Below are 19,725 nucleotides of genomic sequence, written 5' to 3'. Positions count from 1 at the left end.
TCTACAAAACATGAAAAAATATAAATTATATATCAGCGGCATTTTACTATCGGCCTTACTAGCCGGCAGCTGTACCAAACTGGATGAACATGTATATGACAAGGTGGATGCAGCCAGCTTCCTGACCCGACGGGACGATGTGATCAGGGATTTCCTACGTCCCTTTGAGCATGCTTACTGGAGTATACAAGGCAATGACGTTTATGCCGCCGGCGAAGACGCCACCGACGAAATTGGCACCTACAACAGGCAAGGCGACTGGCAGGATGGTGGTTATTACCAACGCATGCATTATCACACCTGGACCACTACAGATAATTTCACAACAGGTGCGTGGAATAACTTTTACCAGGGAATTGTATTGGCTACCAATTCACTAACAGATATGGAGGGCGTCAAAGATCCTTCAAAACTCAGTGTTACCGATGCCGAATTAACAGACTTCAAATCGGAGCTGCATACGTTGAGGGCATGGTTTTATTTAAGAGCATTTGACTTTTATCGCAATATTGAGATCGTTACTGACGTAAAAAACTCTACAAAGGGTAATCCGCAGTCCAGCCCGCAGGAAATTTTCACTTATATTGAATCGGAACTGAAGGGTGCTATTGACGGGTTGCCCACACGTGAGCAGCTTGGAGCGGCCGGTATAGGGCGGTGGACAAAGGCGGGTGCAGCGGCTTTACTGGCACGCCTTTACCTTAATGCTAAAGTTTATATCGGCACAGAAAAATTCACCGAATGCGAGGCCGTTTGCCGGGACATCATTAGTGGCAAATATGGTGCTTACCAGCTTGACACACGGTGGGATGCCCCATTTGATTACACCAATACAACATTAAACTCAGAAGTGCTTTATGGGTTTCCGGGCTCGCTTGCACGTACGCACTGGCAGTATGACGGCGGTATGTTTTTTTGGGGGATGACTTACGATGCAGCTCCGCTGTATTGTGGGTTTACCGACTTCAACCAATCAAACCCGCGTTACGCGTTACAGCCAGGGCGGGATGTGGATAGTGTAGAATATACTTTTCAATTAGGCAAACCCTTTGTTAAGTTTCAGAAATACCCCGACGATTTGCGGTTAAAGAAGTACAAAAACCTGGGCAACAGTCAGCGCGAAGGGATGTTTTTGTATGGCTACCTGCCATATACCCATATCGTAAACGGTGTAAGCCGTACTGATACTGTTAAAGGAAATAAAGGACCCTATCCGTTGTTTATCCGCGACCAGGTTGGGATGTTCCTGGGCGCAAAACCCGGAACCAAAATAACCGATAAAGAATCAGATATGAATCATGCTGATCATAACTCGGGCGTATTCCTGGTTAAATATCCGTTTTATCCTACGCCAGATCCTAACCGGATTACCTCTGCTTATGCCGAGATCCGCCTTTCGGAGATTTACTACACCCTTGCCGAATGCCGTTACCGGGCCGGTGATAAAGCCGGCGCGGCGAATTACCTGAACCAGGTAAGAAAACGTAACTATCCAGCTGACTCACCAAGCTTATATAGCCCGGACGGCAGTCAGCTTACCGATCAGGAAATGCTTGATGAATGGGGCAGGGAATTTATCGGCGAGAACCGTCGCCGCACCGACCTGATCCGCTGGGGCGTATTCAACACCGGCACCTGGTGGGATAAAAAACCAGATGGGGATAAACATACAGAGATCTTTCCTATTGGGCGCGATATCATGAATGTTAACCCGCAGTTTAAGCAAAATCCTGGTTATTAATTTCAATTTGGAATGACACAGATGAAGGCGCTGCCTGGATGCGGGCAGCGCCTTTTTAATTGTGATATTCTAACTACAAAGCATGAGAAATTAGAGCGATATTATCGCATTATTTCTTTTCAAATTTCCACGCATCCAAACCTAAAGTATACCCTCCTTTTTTACTGAGCGATGAGCAGACTAACCGCACTGACGCAGGGCTTTTAAGATCCGCATTATTGGAGCTTTGAACGGCTATAAAACTGCTATTACCAAACGTAGCTTGTAAGCGGCCGTTATTCATTTTTAGGGTGATGCGTGGCCAGTAATCTTCCAATTTTTTAACCTTGTCGTATTGTAACTTATAAATAACTGTTTCATTTACCAACAAACTCACGTCACCGCGATAAACAGCAGAGTGCAAAAACACGCGCGCTATTACTTTTTGCGCTTTGTCCAATACCTCCAGGTAAACCCCGTTGTTTTCATCAAAGCTATTGCCTGCGCCAACGTTAACACAATTTTGAGTGAAGTTAACAATACCAGATAATGTCCAGGAAACGAGATTTGCCTGATTACCAAGGCTACGGCTTAAAAGCGCCGCTTTATTTTGCTGGCGAAAATCGATATAAATATCCGGGTTGGTTTTGCGGTAGCTTTTGATATTGGTATGTACATTCCACCATTGGGTGTATTTATTTGTGCTATCGTCAATAGCCGGTTGCCGTTTCCAGCCGTAGCGGCCATTTTCGAGGGTGCTGTTATTTGGGAGGTCGGCCATCAGTTGAATAGTAGATGAAGCGCCGGATGATTTTAAACTATAAAGCTGTTCGTCAGAAATTAACTGTTCAGGCTGACTGGCGCTTTTCCAATAAAGTTGTATTGCATTTTTGTTATCAACTCCGGCCGGGACTTCTAAGCGTACCGGATAACGCGTCCCTTTATTCAACTCCATTAAAGTACCTTTTTGTGGGACAATCAATTTTCCATCCACCCACAACCTGCAATCGGCTATATTATCACCTTTTAAGGAAAACTCATATCGCTCTGAATATGATGGTTCTACAAAACCATTATAACTACGCGCAGAACCAGAAGCGGTTATTATGCTTTCCGTTGATAAACCGTGCGTATTAACAGCTAAATTGATAGGGATAACCTGCTCTTTTATACTTGATAACCCGCTTATTTTCCACCTGTGCACGCCGCCGTGCATACTTTCGTCATTATGATACAGGTAGGTATCGCCATTAGGCAATTTTACAACTGATGCAGCAAAACAGTTCCCCGCCATTTCGGCAGCGGCTTCAACGCTCCCGGCCTCAGGGCCGGCGACACCAAACTGCCCGACAAACAAACCGTTATCATAAACCTGTGTCCATTTGTTTACCTCGCTGTTTTTCCAAAACTCGCCATGATAGCCCCAAAAAATACTGCGTCCGCTTACCATAGCTATGCACCCAGGGTAATTTGTATGGTTTCCAATATCAAAAGTACCATCAGCAGGAAACGGTCCCCAGTATTCTTTTGTAGTGCTCGGAGCTGCACGCCAAAGCAATTTATCGCCGCCAACTTTTATTCCTCCAAGGTGCCAGCAATTGGCAGTAGTACCATCAAATAATGCAATAACTCCTGAAGAAGTAATCTCACCTGATTTCAACAAGGTATTGTTGCCATGATAGCCCGGATCCGTCAATTCGGCGGGTTGGGTTTGGGCTATCGTATTTTGCGGGCCCCATATAGGGTCGCCGTCGGGCGTAAATTTTAAAAGCTCTCTTTTAGTAAAAACGGTTGGCACCCCTACCCTGAATGTTGAAACCTTATAAAGCGAGCCATCCGGGTATAGTTGTGTATTATCCATAGGGATATCAACACTGGTTATTCGCAACGGCCCTGCTTTGGGTAATTCGACAAGCTTCCAGCTAACCAGTGTTCTGAACCTATGTGTAAGCAAAGCATAAGTTTTACCGTTCGTTAATGTTGCAACGCCCCGTAGCCTGTTGTATTTATCATCATATTCGGCCGGGATATTATGCCCCCAGTTACGCACCAGCTGCCAAGAACCATTATTAGCGGCCAGTGGCTTGCTGTAATCTACCTTAAATTCAAGATAATCTGAAAACACCCGCGACGGATCATTAGCATCAACAAACGAACTGTATGAAGTTTGCAAATACATGATCCTATCAATAAACTTTCTATCGGCTGTAAAATGCTGTGCCCTTGAGTTACCGGGATCTTCCACCCAAAAACTGCCATCGGGCTGAAAAGCAATAAAAGTGCCCGGGCCTTTAGTTTCATTGAAATAGAACTTATCGTTACGCACATTAGGATCGGTTACATAGCCACCCGCTGTGCCATACGTCCACAAAGGCGATCCTTTATCAACATCAAATGCTTTTAGCTGCTGACTGTCCCCTCCGTCAGCCACTATGAGTGTTTTACCATTTGGACTTATAGCCAATGCCTGCGGCTCGGTTAGTCCTTCCAGTGTAACATTTGAAGGATTTAATTTACCGTTGGCCTCAACGGTAAATTTTTCTGCAATGCGTTTGCCATTTTTTGAATAGATAAGCCAAACATGGCCTTTATCATCAGTAGCTATACTTAAAGGCGTATCAAATGATAGCTTTTGTAAAAGCTCCCCCGTTGTTTTATCCAAAACATGTAACTCATTCAGATTTTTGTGCGCTACAAAAAGATACCGGCCATGTTTTTGGACAGCGAGGCCCGAAATCTCCGATTTATCATTATTTATATTATCTAAAACGCTTTTATACTTACGGCCATATTTTGTTATTGCAGGTTGGCCATTGGTAAAGCTGCTCTCCGAATCGTTGGCTACTTTAGTTCCAAACACCATCCAGTTATTTACGACGCCTGCATCATTACCTGCCCAGTAAACATTTGTGCCATCTGTAGTCACATATTTCACTGATAATCCTTTACCGAGTATTACTGATTTTTTTTGAGGAGTATGGATATTGAATTTGAAGGTACTACTGCTTTGCTCGTTATACCCAACTGCAAAATAGGCGTTATTACCGCTAATGGCCATGCCGTACATCCGCTCAATAGCATGATGAACCGATGTGCCGCTAAGAGAATCAGATGTATTGCCGATTACGCCCTCCCATTTATATTTTACATTGTTTGATAATACTTTAACCTCGTAGCTGCCGTTTGCAGCGAGGCGACCACCGTCATCAATACCGTCCCAGTTAAATTGATGAGTGCCGGAATTATAGGTTACGCCGCCCCAAAGTGTACGTACCAGGGTTCCGTCTTTTGAATATACGCCGGCGCTGGTTTTTGCCTTGCCATCAAGTTTAAAAGTAAATCTGGTTCCATCCTGAGCCAACGCATATTGCATGGGCGCAAAGTAAACGCCGGTAAATAAAGCGATAGCAGTAAAGCAGGTTCGGGCTCTTTTTATAAACTGAGAGATCGTCATTATTAAATAGCGCTGTTATAATTCCATGTTTACTACAAAGCTATCTTAATATCGTTTGTGGAAATGTACTTTATTAGTGACAATACTATTTTATCCAGCCCTGACCTTTCAGGTATGCAACAAATTGAGGATTTTGAACAGAAAGCGCCGGTAGCCATAATCCTAATCTTTCTCGTTCCCAATAAGGGCCACCATTCTGTTCAGGACGGGCAAAGCGGTAACGGTAAATAACTGCACGGATATAACGCGGCGGCTTTCCCGGAAAAGGATTGCCGGCAAATAAACCAAGTACACCCGGATCATTATGCAGCAGCTTCCAGGCAAGATGATATGTCCAGGGGTATTGATCGGCTGTGGACATTGCTGCAAACCACATTTGCCAGTCCAGCCGTAACTGGTAAGGTGCTACCTGTGGCGGCGGTTGAGCCAGCGCCACAGGCAAGCCTTTATAAGGATAAGCTTTCCAGTCGGCGCTAACGGGATTGAGGTCGCTTGTCCCTTCAAAAACTACGTTGTAACGTTCCTTCCCCACGCTGCCAAATGCCCCGTAAGTATTGACGAGTTCTAAGGGATCGAACGAGGTATTCATAATTTGTTTAGGTGATAAGAGATTGAACGCCGGCTGAAAACTAAGCACTCCGACAATGCAAGTCACTATTATCGCGGTATATTGCATGGGCGTAGAAACCTCTGCTTCTTGAGCAGCCTTCGCAGCTTTGCGTACAAGCACACCCGGTAAAATTTTCGCCCAAAAACTATCATCCATACAAGCCAGCGCAGGCACAATGGTAAGCCAGTTCAAAAAAGAAAGATTACCGCTCAGGATAATTGACAGTTGGAAGAGGAATATGATGGTACCGGCAATATGCCTGCCCAATCTTGGACCGAAGGCAAACCACGGGGCCAACAGTTCGGCCAGCCAGTTAAACCAGACACCCAACCGTAAAAGCACACGAGGTAAAAAGTGGAACCAACGGCTAAGCGGCCCTGGTATTGGCTGGGTTTCAAAATAATAATAAAGAGCGGTTCCTTTTCGCCATACAGCATCACCACGGTATTTGATCATCCCAGCACCAAACATGCCCCGGAAGATGAGCCAGCGAAACAGGACAATGATGAGCAACGGTGGCGGGCGCTTAGGAAAAGGCAGCATATCCAACAGCGGGCACAAAAATATGGCAAGAAAACCGGTTTCTGTTAGTTGGATTTCCCAACCGTAACCATACCAGTCTTGCCCAACGTGTACCAATGAAAGATATAGCACCCACAACACACCCATTGATAGCGCATTGGCATAACCGGCTACAACAATTAGTGATAAGATCAAACCTGCCCATGAAGCCAGCAACAATGCAAAATCTGAATGCCAGAACCAAAAAACGGAAGGTAACCGGAAGAAAGCTGCTTCCTTTGAACCCAATGTAGTGCTTACCTGTTGCAGGTAATTATCTACCGGTAACAATCCATGCGAACCGATTAATGGCAGTATTTGATTTATAGCTACAAGAAATGCCACTGCATAAATCGCCCCCAGCAAACGTAGAAGTACAAAGCGTGTGAGCCAGTATTGAGGTGTATGTTCTTGGCTATCTAACATAGTGATGTGTATTTTAAAGTTACAGAGATTTGAAGATTAAGGGGAGAAATATTTGGCTACTAATTGAGCATTTGGATCGAGAAAGTTTCTTGCTTACGGGTTAGAAGCTCCCTCCAACAAAATCAGTCATGCCAATTAATTTTATATATTTACTATATAAATCTTAATTCTTAAAAATGTCAAACAATAAAAAAAACTGGTATCAAAGACATATCGATTCCATGAACTTTGGTCAGCGATTGGCTGACTCGGTGGCAGCAGGCATGGGCTCCTGGAGGTTCATTATTATTCAAACCATAATTGTTGCCTTATGGATGGCACTAAACGTAGTGGCTTTTGTTGGCCACTGGGACCCCTACCCTTACATTCTATTAAATTTATTGTTTTCGACCCAGGCAGCCTATGCAGCCCCCATTATCATGATGGCTCAAAACCGCCAGAATGAACGCGACCGCGCCCAGGCCAATGAGGATTTTCGTACCAATGTGGAAGCTAAAAAAGAAATTGAAGAATTACAATTGCGCTTAAACGCTATTGAAGTAGACAAGCTTGACAAAATTTTGGCATTGCTTGAAAAGATGGATAAAGAATAATCAACTGCCTGATAAAAACACAAAACCAACTATCCTGAAAAGGTAGTTGGTTTTGTGTTTTTGTAAATAATTTATTGAGTATAATATTAGGAGTGATTGAAATTACTTAGCAAAGTAATTCCTTAATTCTCCGCTGTTTTCAGCATAGTTCCACCTGGTCTGGTCATTTTTGCCGTCACCATTAAGATCGGCGAAGAAGAAATCGGTATCTCCGCTTTGTGAAGTCCCTCTGAGTGAGTAATAAGGTCCATCAAATGTATTTGCAGCAGTAGCGTAGTAAATTTTCAGCTTGCCTAAATAATTGCCCGGGTTCCAGTAGATCTTATCTGCCCTGCCGTCGCCGTTTACATCAGTAAAATAAAATACCGTAGCCGATGAAGCGCTCGAAGCTCCTGCGTCAGTAAATGAGGTAGATGAAGTAAAAGTGCCGTCACCGTCTGACAAGAAAACAGCAGGTTTGCCAGAGTTAAGGGTTGGCTGCCAAAGGATCTTATCAGCCTTTCCGTCTCCGTTTACATCGGCATAATAAAATACCGAACCGCCTGTGGTACTTGCACCTTCGGCGCCTGAAACCACTGTTCCGCTGAAATTGCCGTTTGAGGTAGCCAGGTAAACACGGGTATGGCCTGAGTCAACAGTACCGTTCCAATAGATCTTATCGGCTTTGCCGTCGCCATTCACATCAGCAAAGCTATAAATGGTGGTGGTTCCTACACTTGTACCTTCGGGGTTATCGATCACGGCCGAACTAAAATTACCATTAGTTGTAGCCAGGTAAACGCGTGTATGTCCGGAATTTAACGTTGGGTCCCAAAGGATTTCATCAGCCTTGCCATCCCCGTTCACATCGGCATAATAATAACGCGTAGTTGTTGAGGTAGAAGCTCCGGCGGTATGAACCACGGCAGCAGAGGCAAAAGTACCATCGCCATTGGAAAGGAAAATCTGCGGGCGACCGCTATCATAGGTAGAGTTCCAGTATACCTTATCAGCCTTGCCATCTCCGTTGATGTCCGCAAACCAGAATTTGGTATTGGCATTTACACTTTTTCCGTTGGCATCGGCATGAGCACCGCCAAAAATGCCGGGCACAAAGTTTGCCATTACCGGCCAGTGATCCGATGGCCAAAAGCCGTTATAGCTCGTCGTGATCACTTTCCATGAGGTAAATGACATGCTCCTGTCGCTCATTATCCAATCTATCTTACCTGTACCGGTAGCAGTCCAACCATGAAAAGTTAAATCGCCATCGGTATCACCCAGGGCATCTACCAAATCTAAACCACTCTTCAGGTTATTGATCTCATCGGCCCCTGGCTGGGCATTAAAATCACCAAAAACAATTTCGGGCAGGTTCTCGGTATTATATTGATTAACAGCGGCCACCAATGCCTGCGAGTTTTGCATCCTTACAGGCTGTGAATCAAACTGCCAGTGGCTATTGCTCACAAAGTACCTTAATGAGGTAGTATTATCAAGTAGTTTAGCCCAGGTACCTGTATTGGTTGGCCCAAGTACAACGGTACCGCTGCTTTGCATGGTGAACCGATTTGTTTTATAAAAAATAACCTTTGGCGTACCCATACCAGCCGACTCATCATAATATACGCCGTAACCAAGGCTTGCCATTTGCGGAATAAACCAGGTTTCGAAAGAGTTATCTGAAAACTCCTGCATACCGAAAATATCAGGGTTATTGTCGACAATAATTTGACGGATATTACCCTGGCGTTCTGTAATAGATTGAGGATCGGAAGCATCATTGTGCCTTACGTTAAAAGATAATACCCTGATCTCGGGAGTTGTTTCCGTTGCCGAAAACTTGGATGTGACCGGCAAATTGCCGTTGTTTATTGCCTTTAATTCATTGAGCTGTGATTTTTGACAGCTTGAAAAAAATAACAGACCGCCTAAAGAACAGGCTGCTGCTTTACTGAAATTTGTGTTGTTTTTTTTCATGATAGGTTGATGTATTTTATAAGATTTATAATACGAGATGACTGATCAATTGACTTTCTTTTCGGCGGGAGATAAAAGCCCGGGATAAAGCACGCCGTCAAAATCCTTCATATCGAGGCCGAGGAGTTCGTTAACTATGGGTGCGATATCTTCAAGTCCCATTTCATGGATGATCTTTTCTTTAGCCAGACCAACGCCATAAGCCAAAAATCCGGTGCTGATCTCCGGGAAGTTGGGATAATGCCCATGGGTACCGCCATTGCCCGGTTTAACAGGATTCCCTTCGGTAGCATTTATAAATGATACACCGGGGATGGTAGCCAAAGCAAGTGTTACTTTAGGGTCAACGCCCCATTTATCCAATTCAGGTCTTTCAATAATGCGATATAGCTTTTTCTGTGCTGTGGGTACTGCGTCTAATAGCCAACGAACTGTTTTAAGTGTCTTTACGTCATTATCCTTTACATATAAAAACGCTGTACCACCCTGCTGAAAAAATTGAGCTTTCCAATCGGCATTTTGCAGTTTCTTGCCTACCAAACCTGCACCGGCCAGCCAAACATTGGGTGCCAGCTGCGTATGGATATTCACAAATCCGTGATCGCCTACAATGAGATAAGCAGTACTATCCTGTATCCCGGCCCTTTGTGTAGCTTCTATAATGCGCCCTATATTATGGTCAACACCAAGCACAGCCCTTTTTACGTCGGGCCCTAATCTGCCTTCACCATGGGCCATATGATCAACACAAACCAAATGAACCGTAATGAGGTTGGGTTTATGCTTTTCTATAAGATAAGCTGCCATACGGGCAAGATTATCATCGGTATTCAGTGCGCCATCAAGGTCGGCGTTATATAGGTGCCCGGTGGCGTTCTGCTCCATTTCCTCAAACAGCCCGGCGGGTGTCGACCACCTCCTGAAAGGCTGAAGCGGATCTGCCAGTTTGGTATTCCGTGCGGCATCGGGCATATTATAATCAACCGGAGCATTTACGGATACCGGCCAAAGCACCGATGCTGTTGTCAAGCCTTTTTTATGTGCTGCATCCCACAAGGTTTCGGTTTTAATGCGGCGGGCATCGGTATAACGAAGCTCACCGGCCTGCTCTGTCGTTTCAAACGGATCGTTATAATAAATGCCATGCTTGGCCGGGAACTTACCTGTAATTATTGTGGTATGTGATGGATAAGTTACCGTTGGCAATATTCCACGTACGGCATCCGCATAAATGCCTTTTGCTGCAATTTGCTGTAAATTAAAAGCTCCCCATGACGGGTCTTTGTAAAATTCGGGACGGAAGCCATCAATACTGATGATCACAACATGTTTAGGCCTTTGTGCCAGGGCATGGAAACTTGTTAAGGCAATAATTGCCAGCGTTTTAAAAAAGATCTTCATAGCGGCTTATTTTACTGGATTATCAAATAAAGGGACGGTAAACTGGCTGTCGGCATCAGTTTCATATGTTTTGGCATACGGCGAAAAAGTTTTCACCGACAGCTCATTATCCTTAACCGAAAATTTGTATAAGCGCATTAGCCCATTACCGCCGTTGGGCCTGCTTTGATAGTTGTTCAAGAATGCTTTAATTGTATGGCCGTTATAGGTTTCAACGCGGTACCCTTCCCCATTATCGCCCACATGCCCGCAAAGCATCATAAACAAATTGGTATTGTTTTTAAGGTTTTCGTAGATAGCCTTGCCCTGTGCGTTAAACGGCGCTTGCGGTGTATTGGAACCTGTTACCGGATTAAAGTGCAAAATGGAGTGGCTTATTACAATTGCTTTACGGGAAGCGTTTTTGCTTAAAATTTGGTTAGCCCAGCTATACAGCCCTGCCTGATCTTCATTAAAAGCATCAAACTCAAGGAACATTACAATAAAATCAACACCGCCCGCAGTGAACAAGTCATAATGGCTGTCATTATTGTTGCCGTAATGACCGCCGTAGTACGAGCGGCCCTCAAAGTGTTTTACGCCAAAATATTGGTTATAGCCGTTGGTAGTGCCTGTAACTGGATGCTGTGCCGGAAACTGGTCGTGATTGCCAACTGTCAGGCCATAAGGGATACTAACAGGATTTTCAAGGCCATAAAGTGCGGTTTTAGCAAGGTACCATTCGCTGTTTGCTGTAACCGGGTTATCGCCATGTTCGGTAATATCGCCCATGTGCGCTACGTAAGCTATATTTTCTTTAACCTGGTTCTTTTGGATCCAGTCAATCTGGGCTTTGAACATATCAAAAGTTCCACCCAGTTGCGCCTGGGCCAGGTAGTATTGCGAATCGGGGATGACGGCAATTGAAAAATCGCCGGGTTTAACTACTGCAGCCGGTCCGGGAGCATTTAAAACAGTATCCGTTAATGGCAATAAGCCTTTTGATTGTGCATTGTGATTCAGCAATAATGAGCCAAAGCAGAGCCCTGCTGATAATGCATTTCTGTATTTCAGTAACATGAATTTTTAGTTTGAAGCGTTAAACCATATCCCTGCCTTCAACAACCTGAAGGCAGGGATAGTAAATCAATAACCGGGGTTTTGAGTCATTTGACCCGGATTTAAATCAATTTCGGGCTGCGGGATCGGGTACAGCAATTTATTGGCTGTTAGGTTGTAAGTATCTGGTGTAAGGTAGTTTACCTGTGTTTTTAGCACAGCGCCAAATGCGTTCATCACGTTGACAGCTTTGCCGGTGCGTACGAGATCATTCCAGCGGTGATTTTCAAAGGCCAGTTCAACCCGTCGTTCGTGGGCAATGATATCTCGTAGAACTGCCTGGTCGGCAGTTGTTGTAGCCGGTAATCCTGCTCTTGACCTCACTGTGTTCAATGCCGTTAAAGGCGATTTACCCTGCTCATTCTGTGCCTCCGCTAAAAGCAACAATGCATCGGAATATCGGTAGATAGGAAAGTTATCGCTTGAGCCGGTAACCGCAATGAGTGGCGGATGCTCATATTTCTTTATATAAGGCACACCCATTTTACCTGCCGCCGGTGTATAACCAATTACACTTTTATTAGCCGAATAAACAAACAAGTCGCTGGCATTATAAGTACCTTCAACAATTCCAATGGAGGCATCCAGGCGCTTATCGTTTGGCTCATAGGTATTTATCAGATCTTGTGTGGGCGTATTCCAGCCACCGGTTGAGCTGTTATTGATGTTGATGCCCGTGATGATGGAGGTATTGGTACTCCGTGGTAAAAAATGAAACGGCAACGGATTTGGTGTGGTACCCAAAACTATCCCTTCCAAAAACTGGATATCAAATATCGATTCCTTGTTATTTTTATTTCCGGGAGTAAAGGCATCTGCGTAATTGGCGTTTAATCCATACCCCATAGCCGAAAGCGTGTTTAGCTGGGTTTCAGCATCAGCCCATTTTTTTTGAGTGGCGTAAACTTCGGCCAGCAGCATCGTTGCCGATCCTTTGGTAGCCTCTCCTGTTTGCGGAAATTTCGAGGGAGCGCTTAATTCACTTATAGCATCTTTTGCATCGGCAATGATCTGGGTATATACCGCATCTGCTGCCGAGCGTGGCAAAAAGGCTTCTTCTGTCTTGGTTACTTCCTTTAAAAATAAAGGCACGCCACCAAATAACCTAACCAGCTTAAAATAATAAAGAGCCCTTAAAAACTTGGCCTGTCCATCAATAGGGGCTTTGGTAGCAGCATCAAAATCTGTTGTTTTTAACCGTTCAATAACGATATTGGTACGCGAGATACCTGTATAACAATGCTGCCAAACAGCGTTCACGTAATCGTTGGTAGATGTGTTTGTAAAGTTTGAAATGCTTTCGCGATATAAGTACGCAGTACCACGATTGCTGGGATAGGGCTGATAAATAGTATTATCCGAGCGCATTTCTGAAGTAAAATAATCGTTTACCAAAACATCACGCAATGGTGCATATGCTGCAATATCGGCCTGTTTAAACTGATCAACGGTTTTATAAAATGTAGCGTCGGTATAGGAATCCTTGGGCGTAAGATCAATAAAGTCTTTTTTGCACGAAGCAGCGGTAAACGCTGTTAAAGCAAGGATGATATATGTCTTTTTCATACGATGGTCTTTGGGAGATTATTTAAAAGTTGCTGAAGCACCAAATGAAAAGGTGCGTGGGATTGGGTATGCATTTTCATCAACGCCAATACCCAGTGTAGGATCAAGCCCGGCGAAGTTGATCTCAGGGTTCATACCCGAATATTTGGTAAGTACAAAAGCTTGCTGAACAGATGTATATACCCTCAGGCTTCGCACCAAAAACTTTTCGCCCAGGTTAAAGCGATAACCCAATGAGATATTTTTTGCAGTTAAGTACGAGCCATCTTCAACCCATTGCGAGTTAACTTGTCTTCCCATCGCCGTAGTTCCCGTTTTGGTACGCGGGTAAACGCCCGAACCCGGATTTTCCGGCGATCGCCAGCGATCAGCTGCGGCCGCAAGCATCACGCGTGAACCATCCAGATTGGTTTGATAGGCCCATTTAGCAGCATTTAATATTTTACCGCCTACTGAAAAGGACATATGTATGTTTAGGTCCCAATTTTTATAAACAAAATTATTGGTGAGGCCGCCAGTAAAGGTTGGCGTAGGGTCGCCAATAAAGGTACGGTCGTTTACATCATCAATAACGCCATCGCCATTAATGTCTTTAACTTTGATAGTACCCACATCTGAGGCACTGCCATATTTGGCCGAGTTAGCCAGATCATTAGCATCCTTATACAATCCTAAAAACACGAAGCCATAAAACTCGCCAAGGTGGTGTCCCTCCTGCTGGCGGAAATAATCAGACGAAACGGTATTATTACGGCGGATATAGCCCGGAGAAACCAGGTTTTTGATCATGTTACGGTCAAAGGACACATTCAGGTTGGTTGTCCATTTTAATTTACCCGTAAGGTTATTTGAGTTAACGGTAAACTCATGCCCCCATAATTCAATCGCACCTACGTTATCCAGGATACTGGTAAAGCCAGAGGCTTTTGGTATTGGGCGCTGCATGATAAGCCCGTCGGATATTTTGTGGTAGTAATCGTAAGTAAAATTCAAACGGTTATTGAATAGCGAGAGATCAAAACCAAGATCAAACTGTTTATTGCGTTCCCAGCGCAGATCATCATTAGCTAACCGGTTAATGGTTTGGCCTGCTACAGCTGCGCCGCCAAATTCATAGTAATATTTCCCGATGGTTGCCTGTGCGTCGTAGTAACCCGGGAAGAAGTTATTACCAGTTACGCCGTAACTTGCGCGGATCTTCATGAGATTAAGAAAGCTGAAACGATCCATAAACTTTTCATCGCTTACTACCCAACCCGCAGATACCGATGGGAAATTGCCATAGCTCTGATTGGAGCCGAAACGAGAGGAGCCATCACGGCGAATTGCGCCTTGCAATAAGTACTTGCCTTTGTAATTATAGTTTAAGCGGCCAATAGTTGATAAAAGGGAATAGGCTGTATAAGTGCTATTGCCTGCTGATAAGCTGGTGGCGGCTGTTAAATATGAGATATCATCGCTCGGATAACCTAAACCGGTTAGCGTATTATTGGTGCCACTATATTTTTGAGCAGAATAGCCAGCTAGGGCCTCAAAGTTATGATCGCCAAACGATTTACGGTAAACAAGGTTAGCCTCCGCAGTATACGATCCGTTATCTACCGAACTGTTTGTACCAGTGGCCTGACCTATTGTTGAAGTAACCACACCCGACTGGAAATATTGGCGTGTTTCGCCGCCTTTATCTATCGCCACATTTGTTTTAATGCTCAAACCGGTTAAAAACTCATAGTTTAAATAACCGTTAGCGAGTATCCGGGTTGTTTTGTAATCATCATTAGTAAGGTTGAATTGAGCCAGTGGATTTATATAAGCCACCATACCCGGCGAGTAAGTATCGCGGTTATAGCTGCCATCTGCGTTATAAGGCGATTTTAAAGGGCTTGCTTCGAAAATTCGTTCAAACAAACCACCCACACCATCAGTCCCTAAACGGTTATTGTGGTCAAGGCGATAGCTTGGCGCAAGGTTAAAGCCTATTTTTAATTTATTATTGCTTAAGGAAAGGTCCTGATTAATACGCAATGAAAACAATTTAGTGCCGGTATTGATCAGTACGCCCTGTTGTTCCTGGTAACCAGCCATAACTGTCGAACTTGATTTTTCTCGCGCACTGCGGATGGTGATATCATAACTTTGAATTGGAGCGGTACGGGTAAGCAGTTTATACCAATTGGTACCTTCACCATATTGTTCGGGGTTTAAATAATCGGCTGGGGTGGCTGTTGTATAGCCAGGCTCATATTGACGGCTGTCGGCAAATTTTTCATTCATATACTGGGCGAAGCCACGCGCATCCATCATTTTAGGAACGCGCTCACCCGGTATTTTCTGCACACCGTAGTTAGCATTAAATTCAATCTGCGCATCGCCCGGTTTAGCATGCTTGGTAGTGATCAGGATTACGCCATTTGCTGCACGTGAGCCATAAAGCGCCGTAGCCGAAGCATCTTTCAAAATACTGAAGCTTTCGATTTCGGCAGGGTTCATGTTATTGATGCTGCCGGTAACAGGAGTTCCATCTATCACTACTAAGGGCTGGTTGCTGGCGTAAAAGGAAGCCGCTCCCCTGATCCTGAACTCTACCCCACGGCCCGGCTGCCCGCTGCTTTGTGCAATTTGAACACCGGCGGCTTTACCCTGTAATTGTTGAGCGAACTGCATTACGGGCATGTCCTGAAGCGGTGCTGCGTCAACCTGTGTAAGCGAACCTGTAACCTCTTTTATACGTTGCTTACCATAACTCACAGTTACTTCTTTTAACTGGTTGCCGGCCACAAGGCGGATATTTAAAGTAGTTACCTGATTACCATTTATCGTGACGTTGGCCGATTCAACACGGGTATAGCCTACAAATGAAGCGGCCACAGTATAAGTACCTTCGGGCAGACTGATATTGTATTTGCCATCGGCGTCGGTCATCATTCCAAAAGAAGTACCAACTATACTTACTGATGCACCAGGCAGGGGCTGCCCGCTTTCATCTGTTATCCTCCCGCTTATGCGCCCGGTAAACTGCCTGTAAAGTATAATATTACCGGCTTGTTCCTTAAAGCCTATCTCCTGCCCTTTTAACAAGGCTGTAAGGATATTTTTCAGGCTTTCGTTTTGATAGCTCGCAGCATTGGTATGCTTATCGGCAAGTTTTAAAAACACCTCGTCATAGGCAAAAGCAACGTTGGCCTTTTGTTCCAGCTTTTTAATAACTGACGAAAGGTCTTCGTTCCCGATGGTGATATCAAGCCGGGTATTAACACCCTGGGCGGCTAACTCTGTCGCCTTTACTGATACCAGGCCGATGGTTATTGATATGGAAATTAGTAAAAAAGAGATACGCATAAACTGTCTGCATAACTGTGTATGGAAATTCATATTTTTGATTGCTTTGTAATAGTCAAATTTTGCTGAGCATTGCAGGCTGGGGTCGGCAAACCTTCACCTGCTGAAATTAAAGCCGGCTCCTGCTGAAACAGGGACCGGTTTCTTTTTTAAAAAGGGCTAATAAATAATTATGTTGGTACCCTCCTTTCTGAAATGTGCGTTGTGGATTGCGCTGATGAGTTTCAGCGTTTCTGTGGCTGGTGTGTTACGTTTAATACGTAAAGTGAATAAGTAATCATGTACCCTTTTGTTACCTGCTTTTAACGTGAGGCCATAAAGGTTTTTGAAAACTAACGCCAACTCCTCAAACTTTACCCGGTTTAAATAAGTGTCACCATCTTTCCAGCTCTGACTTTGACCCGCATCCACTTTTTTCTGTTCAAAGGTTCCTTTGTCAGTCAAATAGCTGAGTTCCTGTCCCGGAGTAAGAAATGAGAGCAACTTTGTTCCTTTACTTACCCCTACCTTACCGGTAACAACCGTGATTTTAACATGAGACAGACTATGATATGCATTGATGTTGAACGAGGTTCCCAAAACCTGAACCTGCAAGGGAGCAGTGATGACTCTGAATGGCTTGTGAATATTATGCTTTACTTCAAAAAAAGCTTCGCCTTCATCGAGGTAAACCTGCCGTATAGTTTTATCAAAATTAGAAGGCACCCGGATCTGGCTTTGGGCATTGATCCAAACAACCGAACTGTCGGGAAGTGTTACTTTCCTGATCTCGCCGTTAAGTGTACTTAAAGTGGTATAGGTTTCGGGAACAATGGATAGAGGCTTTGTCAGAAAATATACCAGGGCAGCTGAGGAGCATAACAATAAAATACTTGCTGCAATACCATAACCGAACCACATCGACCGTACAGGTTTGTTGATGGAACCGCTGATCTTCGAGTGCATAGAATTTCTGACACGCTCGCGTTCATTCACAGATAACTGTTTTTCGCCCCCGGCCTCATATGAATCATACCAGGCTTCAATTATGGCTTTTTCGGTTTCATTGGTACTGCCTTTCTGATACCGGCCAAGTTGTTTTATAAATTTACGTAGCTCCATAGTGGGTTTTCAACAGTAAGTCGTTAAAAGCCCCCGGAGGTACTTATAATTTACATCAACATTTTGTTAATTAATTGTAAAGCACAAACAATATCAGTGCTAAGTAAGCTGCGCTTTGTTCAGGGTGTTTTTCGGAGATGACGATACGCAGCCTGCGCAATACTTCGGAGATATAATTTTTTACTGTTTGCTCTGCCAATCCCAATTCGCTGGCAATAGCTTTTACTGAATGGTTTTCACTACGTAGCTGGTAAACTTTTTGCAGCATTTCGGGCATGTGTTTAACAGCCTGTTCAAGCGTTTGCTCCAGCTCAAGATAGCCTGCATGGTCATGGATGGAATTTTCAAGCAACTCCACCCGTTGCAGTGCATCCTCAAGGCGTACGTGAGTAACCTTTTGCGATCTGAAATAACTGATCACGCTTAAGCGTACCGCACTTAGTAAATATTGCTCAAAACTGGTTTGAATGGCTAAGGATTGTCTGCGTTGCCAGAGTTTAATAAAAATTTCCTGCACAAGATCCTGAGCCTGCGCTTCGTCATCAAGCCTGGCTTTGGCGGCCCGGTATGATCGCTCCCAATAACGTTCAAACAACAGGTCGAAAGCCGAATGATCGTCCTCCCTGATCCGCGAAAGTAAAATAGAGTCGGCAATTTCCATGATTGGGTGCCACAAACCTACACTACTAATGTTAACTAAACTTTAAGAAAATAATTCTCATACAATTACCTTAACTCCATTTTGAAAGAATACCTCCAACCAAAAAATCGCCCGTTTAATTAAATATTGAATGTTAGTTTGTAGATTTAAATATTATGAGAAACCAAACTACCACTAACAAGAACCTAATTAACAGACTTATCCGCATACAGCTTATTGCTGGATTGCTGTTTTTGATAATTTCAGGAGCCAGGGCTCAACAGGCAAAAGATCCTGCGGTTATCGGGCGTTGGGATATTACAATTGATAAAGGCGGCAAAAGCCTTCCATCCTGGCTGGAAGTTCAAAAATCGGGAACTCACACGCTGATAGGTCGTTTTACCTACGCCTTTGGGAGTGCGCGCCCTATATCAGAAGTTAAACCTCATGATGGTAAATACAGCTTTTCCATTCCTCCACAATGGGAAGAAGGAAATCGCAATATGGATTTTGAGTTTGAGCTTAAAGGCGAAGAACTAACCGGGACTATGGTATATACAGATGGGGTTACCTACCATTTCACGGGAGTCAGGGCGCCATTAATGATCAGGGCCAAGCCACCGGTTTGGGGCAAGCCTGTTAAGCTGTTTAATGGTAAAGATACTAAAGGCTGGCACACCGATGGCAAAAACCAATGGGTAGTTGAGTCCGGCATTTTGAGGAGTAAACACTCGGGCGCAAACCTTATTACCGATCAAAAATTCAGCGACTTTAAACTGCATATCGAATTTCGCTATCAAAAAGGCAGCAACAGTGGTGTTTACCTGCGAGGCCGATATGAAGTACAGGTAATTGACACCAAAACCGGCGAGCCGGAACCTATTAATAACCAGTTCAGTGCCATTTATGGCTTCCTGCCGCCTAACAAAATGATGGCAAAAGATGCCGGAGAATGGCAGTCATACGATATTACACTGGTAGGGCGCTTAGTTACCATTGTAGCCAATGGCACTATGGTGATATGCCAACAGGAGATTCCGGGCATTACCGGCGGGGCTATTGACAGCAAAGAAGGTGAACCAGGGCCATTGCTGATCCAGGGAGATCATGGGCCTATAGACTACCGGAACATTATTATTACCCCGGCAAAGTAAATTAATAAAAATCGTCATTGCCGGTATTAACCAATTATCCCCTCTAAATCTCCCCCTTTGGAGGAGACTTGAAAGCACCTTTCTTTAAGCCCTCTCCTTTGGA

12 protein-coding genes are annotated in these 19,725 nt (G+C 44.3%); 3 read left to right on the top strand and 9 right to left on the bottom strand.

Annotation, left to right across the window (positions count from 1 at the left end):
* The first annotated feature begins 10 nt into the window (after positions 1–10).
* On the top strand, positions 11–1,741 hold the full coding sequence (locus tag BMX50_RS01185) for a RagB/SusD family nutrient uptake outer membrane protein (protein ID WP_091206505.1): 1,731 nt from the start codon (positions 11–13) through the stop codon (positions 1,739–1,741).
* Between the two features lie 109 nt (positions 1,742–1,850).
* Here the strand turns inward: BMX50_RS01185 and BMX50_RS01180 are convergent, their stop codons facing one another.
* The gene (locus BMX50_RS01180; protein ID WP_091206502.1) at positions 1,851–5,174 is read right to left on the bottom strand and encodes a FlgD immunoglobulin-like domain containing protein; all 3,324 of its coding nucleotides are present in this window, start codon (positions 5,172–5,174) and stop codon (positions 1,851–1,853) included.
* Positions 5,175–5,259: 85 nt separating this feature from the next.
* Positions 5,260–6,771 carry a lipase maturation factor family protein gene (locus BMX50_RS01175; RefSeq protein WP_091206499.1) on the bottom strand — a complete coding sequence of 504 codons (1,512 nt, stop codon included), beginning with the start codon at positions 6,769–6,771 and terminating at the stop codon, positions 5,260–5,262.
* Between the two features lie 176 nt (positions 6,772–6,947).
* Between BMX50_RS01175 and BMX50_RS01170 the strand changes: the two genes are divergently transcribed.
* Entirely contained in the window at positions 6,948–7,364 is a 417-nt protein-coding gene (locus tag BMX50_RS01170; RefSeq protein WP_091206495.1) for a DUF1003 domain-containing protein, read from the top strand.
* Positions 7,365–7,466: 102 nt separating this feature from the next.
* On the opposite strand, the gene BMX50_RS01165 is transcribed toward BMX50_RS01170, so the two are convergent.
* The 7 genes from BMX50_RS01165 to BMX50_RS01135 all read right to left on the bottom strand — a co-directional run bounded on the left by BMX50_RS01165 (position 7,467) and on the right by BMX50_RS01135 (position 18,489).
* Positions 7,467–9,323, bottom strand: coding sequence for an FG-GAP-like repeat-containing protein (locus BMX50_RS01165; RefSeq protein ID WP_091206492.1), 1,857 nt, complete (start codon positions 9,321–9,323; stop codon positions 7,467–7,469).
* A gap of 45 nt (positions 9,324–9,368) precedes the next feature.
* Entirely contained in the window at positions 9,369–10,724 is a 1,356-nt protein-coding gene (locus BMX50_RS01160; protein ID WP_091206488.1) for an alkaline phosphatase family protein, read from the bottom strand.
* A gap of 6 nt (positions 10,725–10,730) precedes the next feature.
* Positions 10,731–11,783, bottom strand: coding sequence for a metallophosphoesterase (locus tag BMX50_RS01155; protein WP_091206486.1), 1,053 nt, complete (start codon positions 11,781–11,783; stop codon positions 10,731–10,733).
* 66 nt (positions 11,784–11,849) lie between these two features.
* Positions 11,850–13,388 carry a RagB/SusD family nutrient uptake outer membrane protein gene (locus BMX50_RS01150; RefSeq protein WP_091206483.1) on the bottom strand — a complete coding sequence of 513 codons (1,539 nt, stop codon included), beginning with the start codon at positions 13,386–13,388 and terminating at the stop codon, positions 11,850–11,852.
* 18 nt (positions 13,389–13,406) lie between these two features.
* Positions 13,407–16,760, bottom strand: a complete 3,354-nt coding sequence (locus BMX50_RS01145) for a SusC/RagA family TonB-linked outer membrane protein (RefSeq protein ID WP_244280801.1) — start codon at positions 16,758–16,760, stop codon at positions 13,407–13,409.
* A gap of 126 nt (positions 16,761–16,886) precedes the next feature.
* Positions 16,887–17,828, bottom strand: coding sequence for a FecR family protein (locus BMX50_RS01140; protein ID WP_091206480.1), 942 nt, complete (start codon positions 17,826–17,828; stop codon positions 16,887–16,889).
* A gap of 70 nt (positions 17,829–17,898) precedes the next feature.
* The gene (locus tag BMX50_RS01135) at positions 17,899–18,489 is read right to left on the bottom strand and encodes an RNA polymerase sigma factor (RefSeq protein WP_091206478.1); all 591 of its coding nucleotides are present in this window, start codon (positions 18,487–18,489) and stop codon (positions 17,899–17,901) included.
* 155 nt (positions 18,490–18,644) lie between these two features.
* Between BMX50_RS01135 and BMX50_RS01130 the strand changes: the two genes are divergently transcribed.
* On the top strand, positions 18,645–19,622 hold the full coding sequence (locus BMX50_RS01130) for a 3-keto-disaccharide hydrolase (protein WP_091206473.1): 978 nt from the start codon (positions 18,645–18,647) through the stop codon (positions 19,620–19,622).
* Positions 19,623–19,725 lie beyond the last annotated feature (103 nt).

Origin of the sequence: Mucilaginibacter gossypiicola (assembly GCF_900110105.1) — a bacterium.
Taxonomy (GTDB): Bacteria; Bacteroidota; Bacteroidia; order Sphingobacteriales; family Sphingobacteriaceae; genus Mucilaginibacter; species Mucilaginibacter gossypiicola.
The sequence above is the reverse complement of the archived record's forward strand: the minus strand, read 5'-3'. Positions and strand labels throughout refer to the sequence as shown.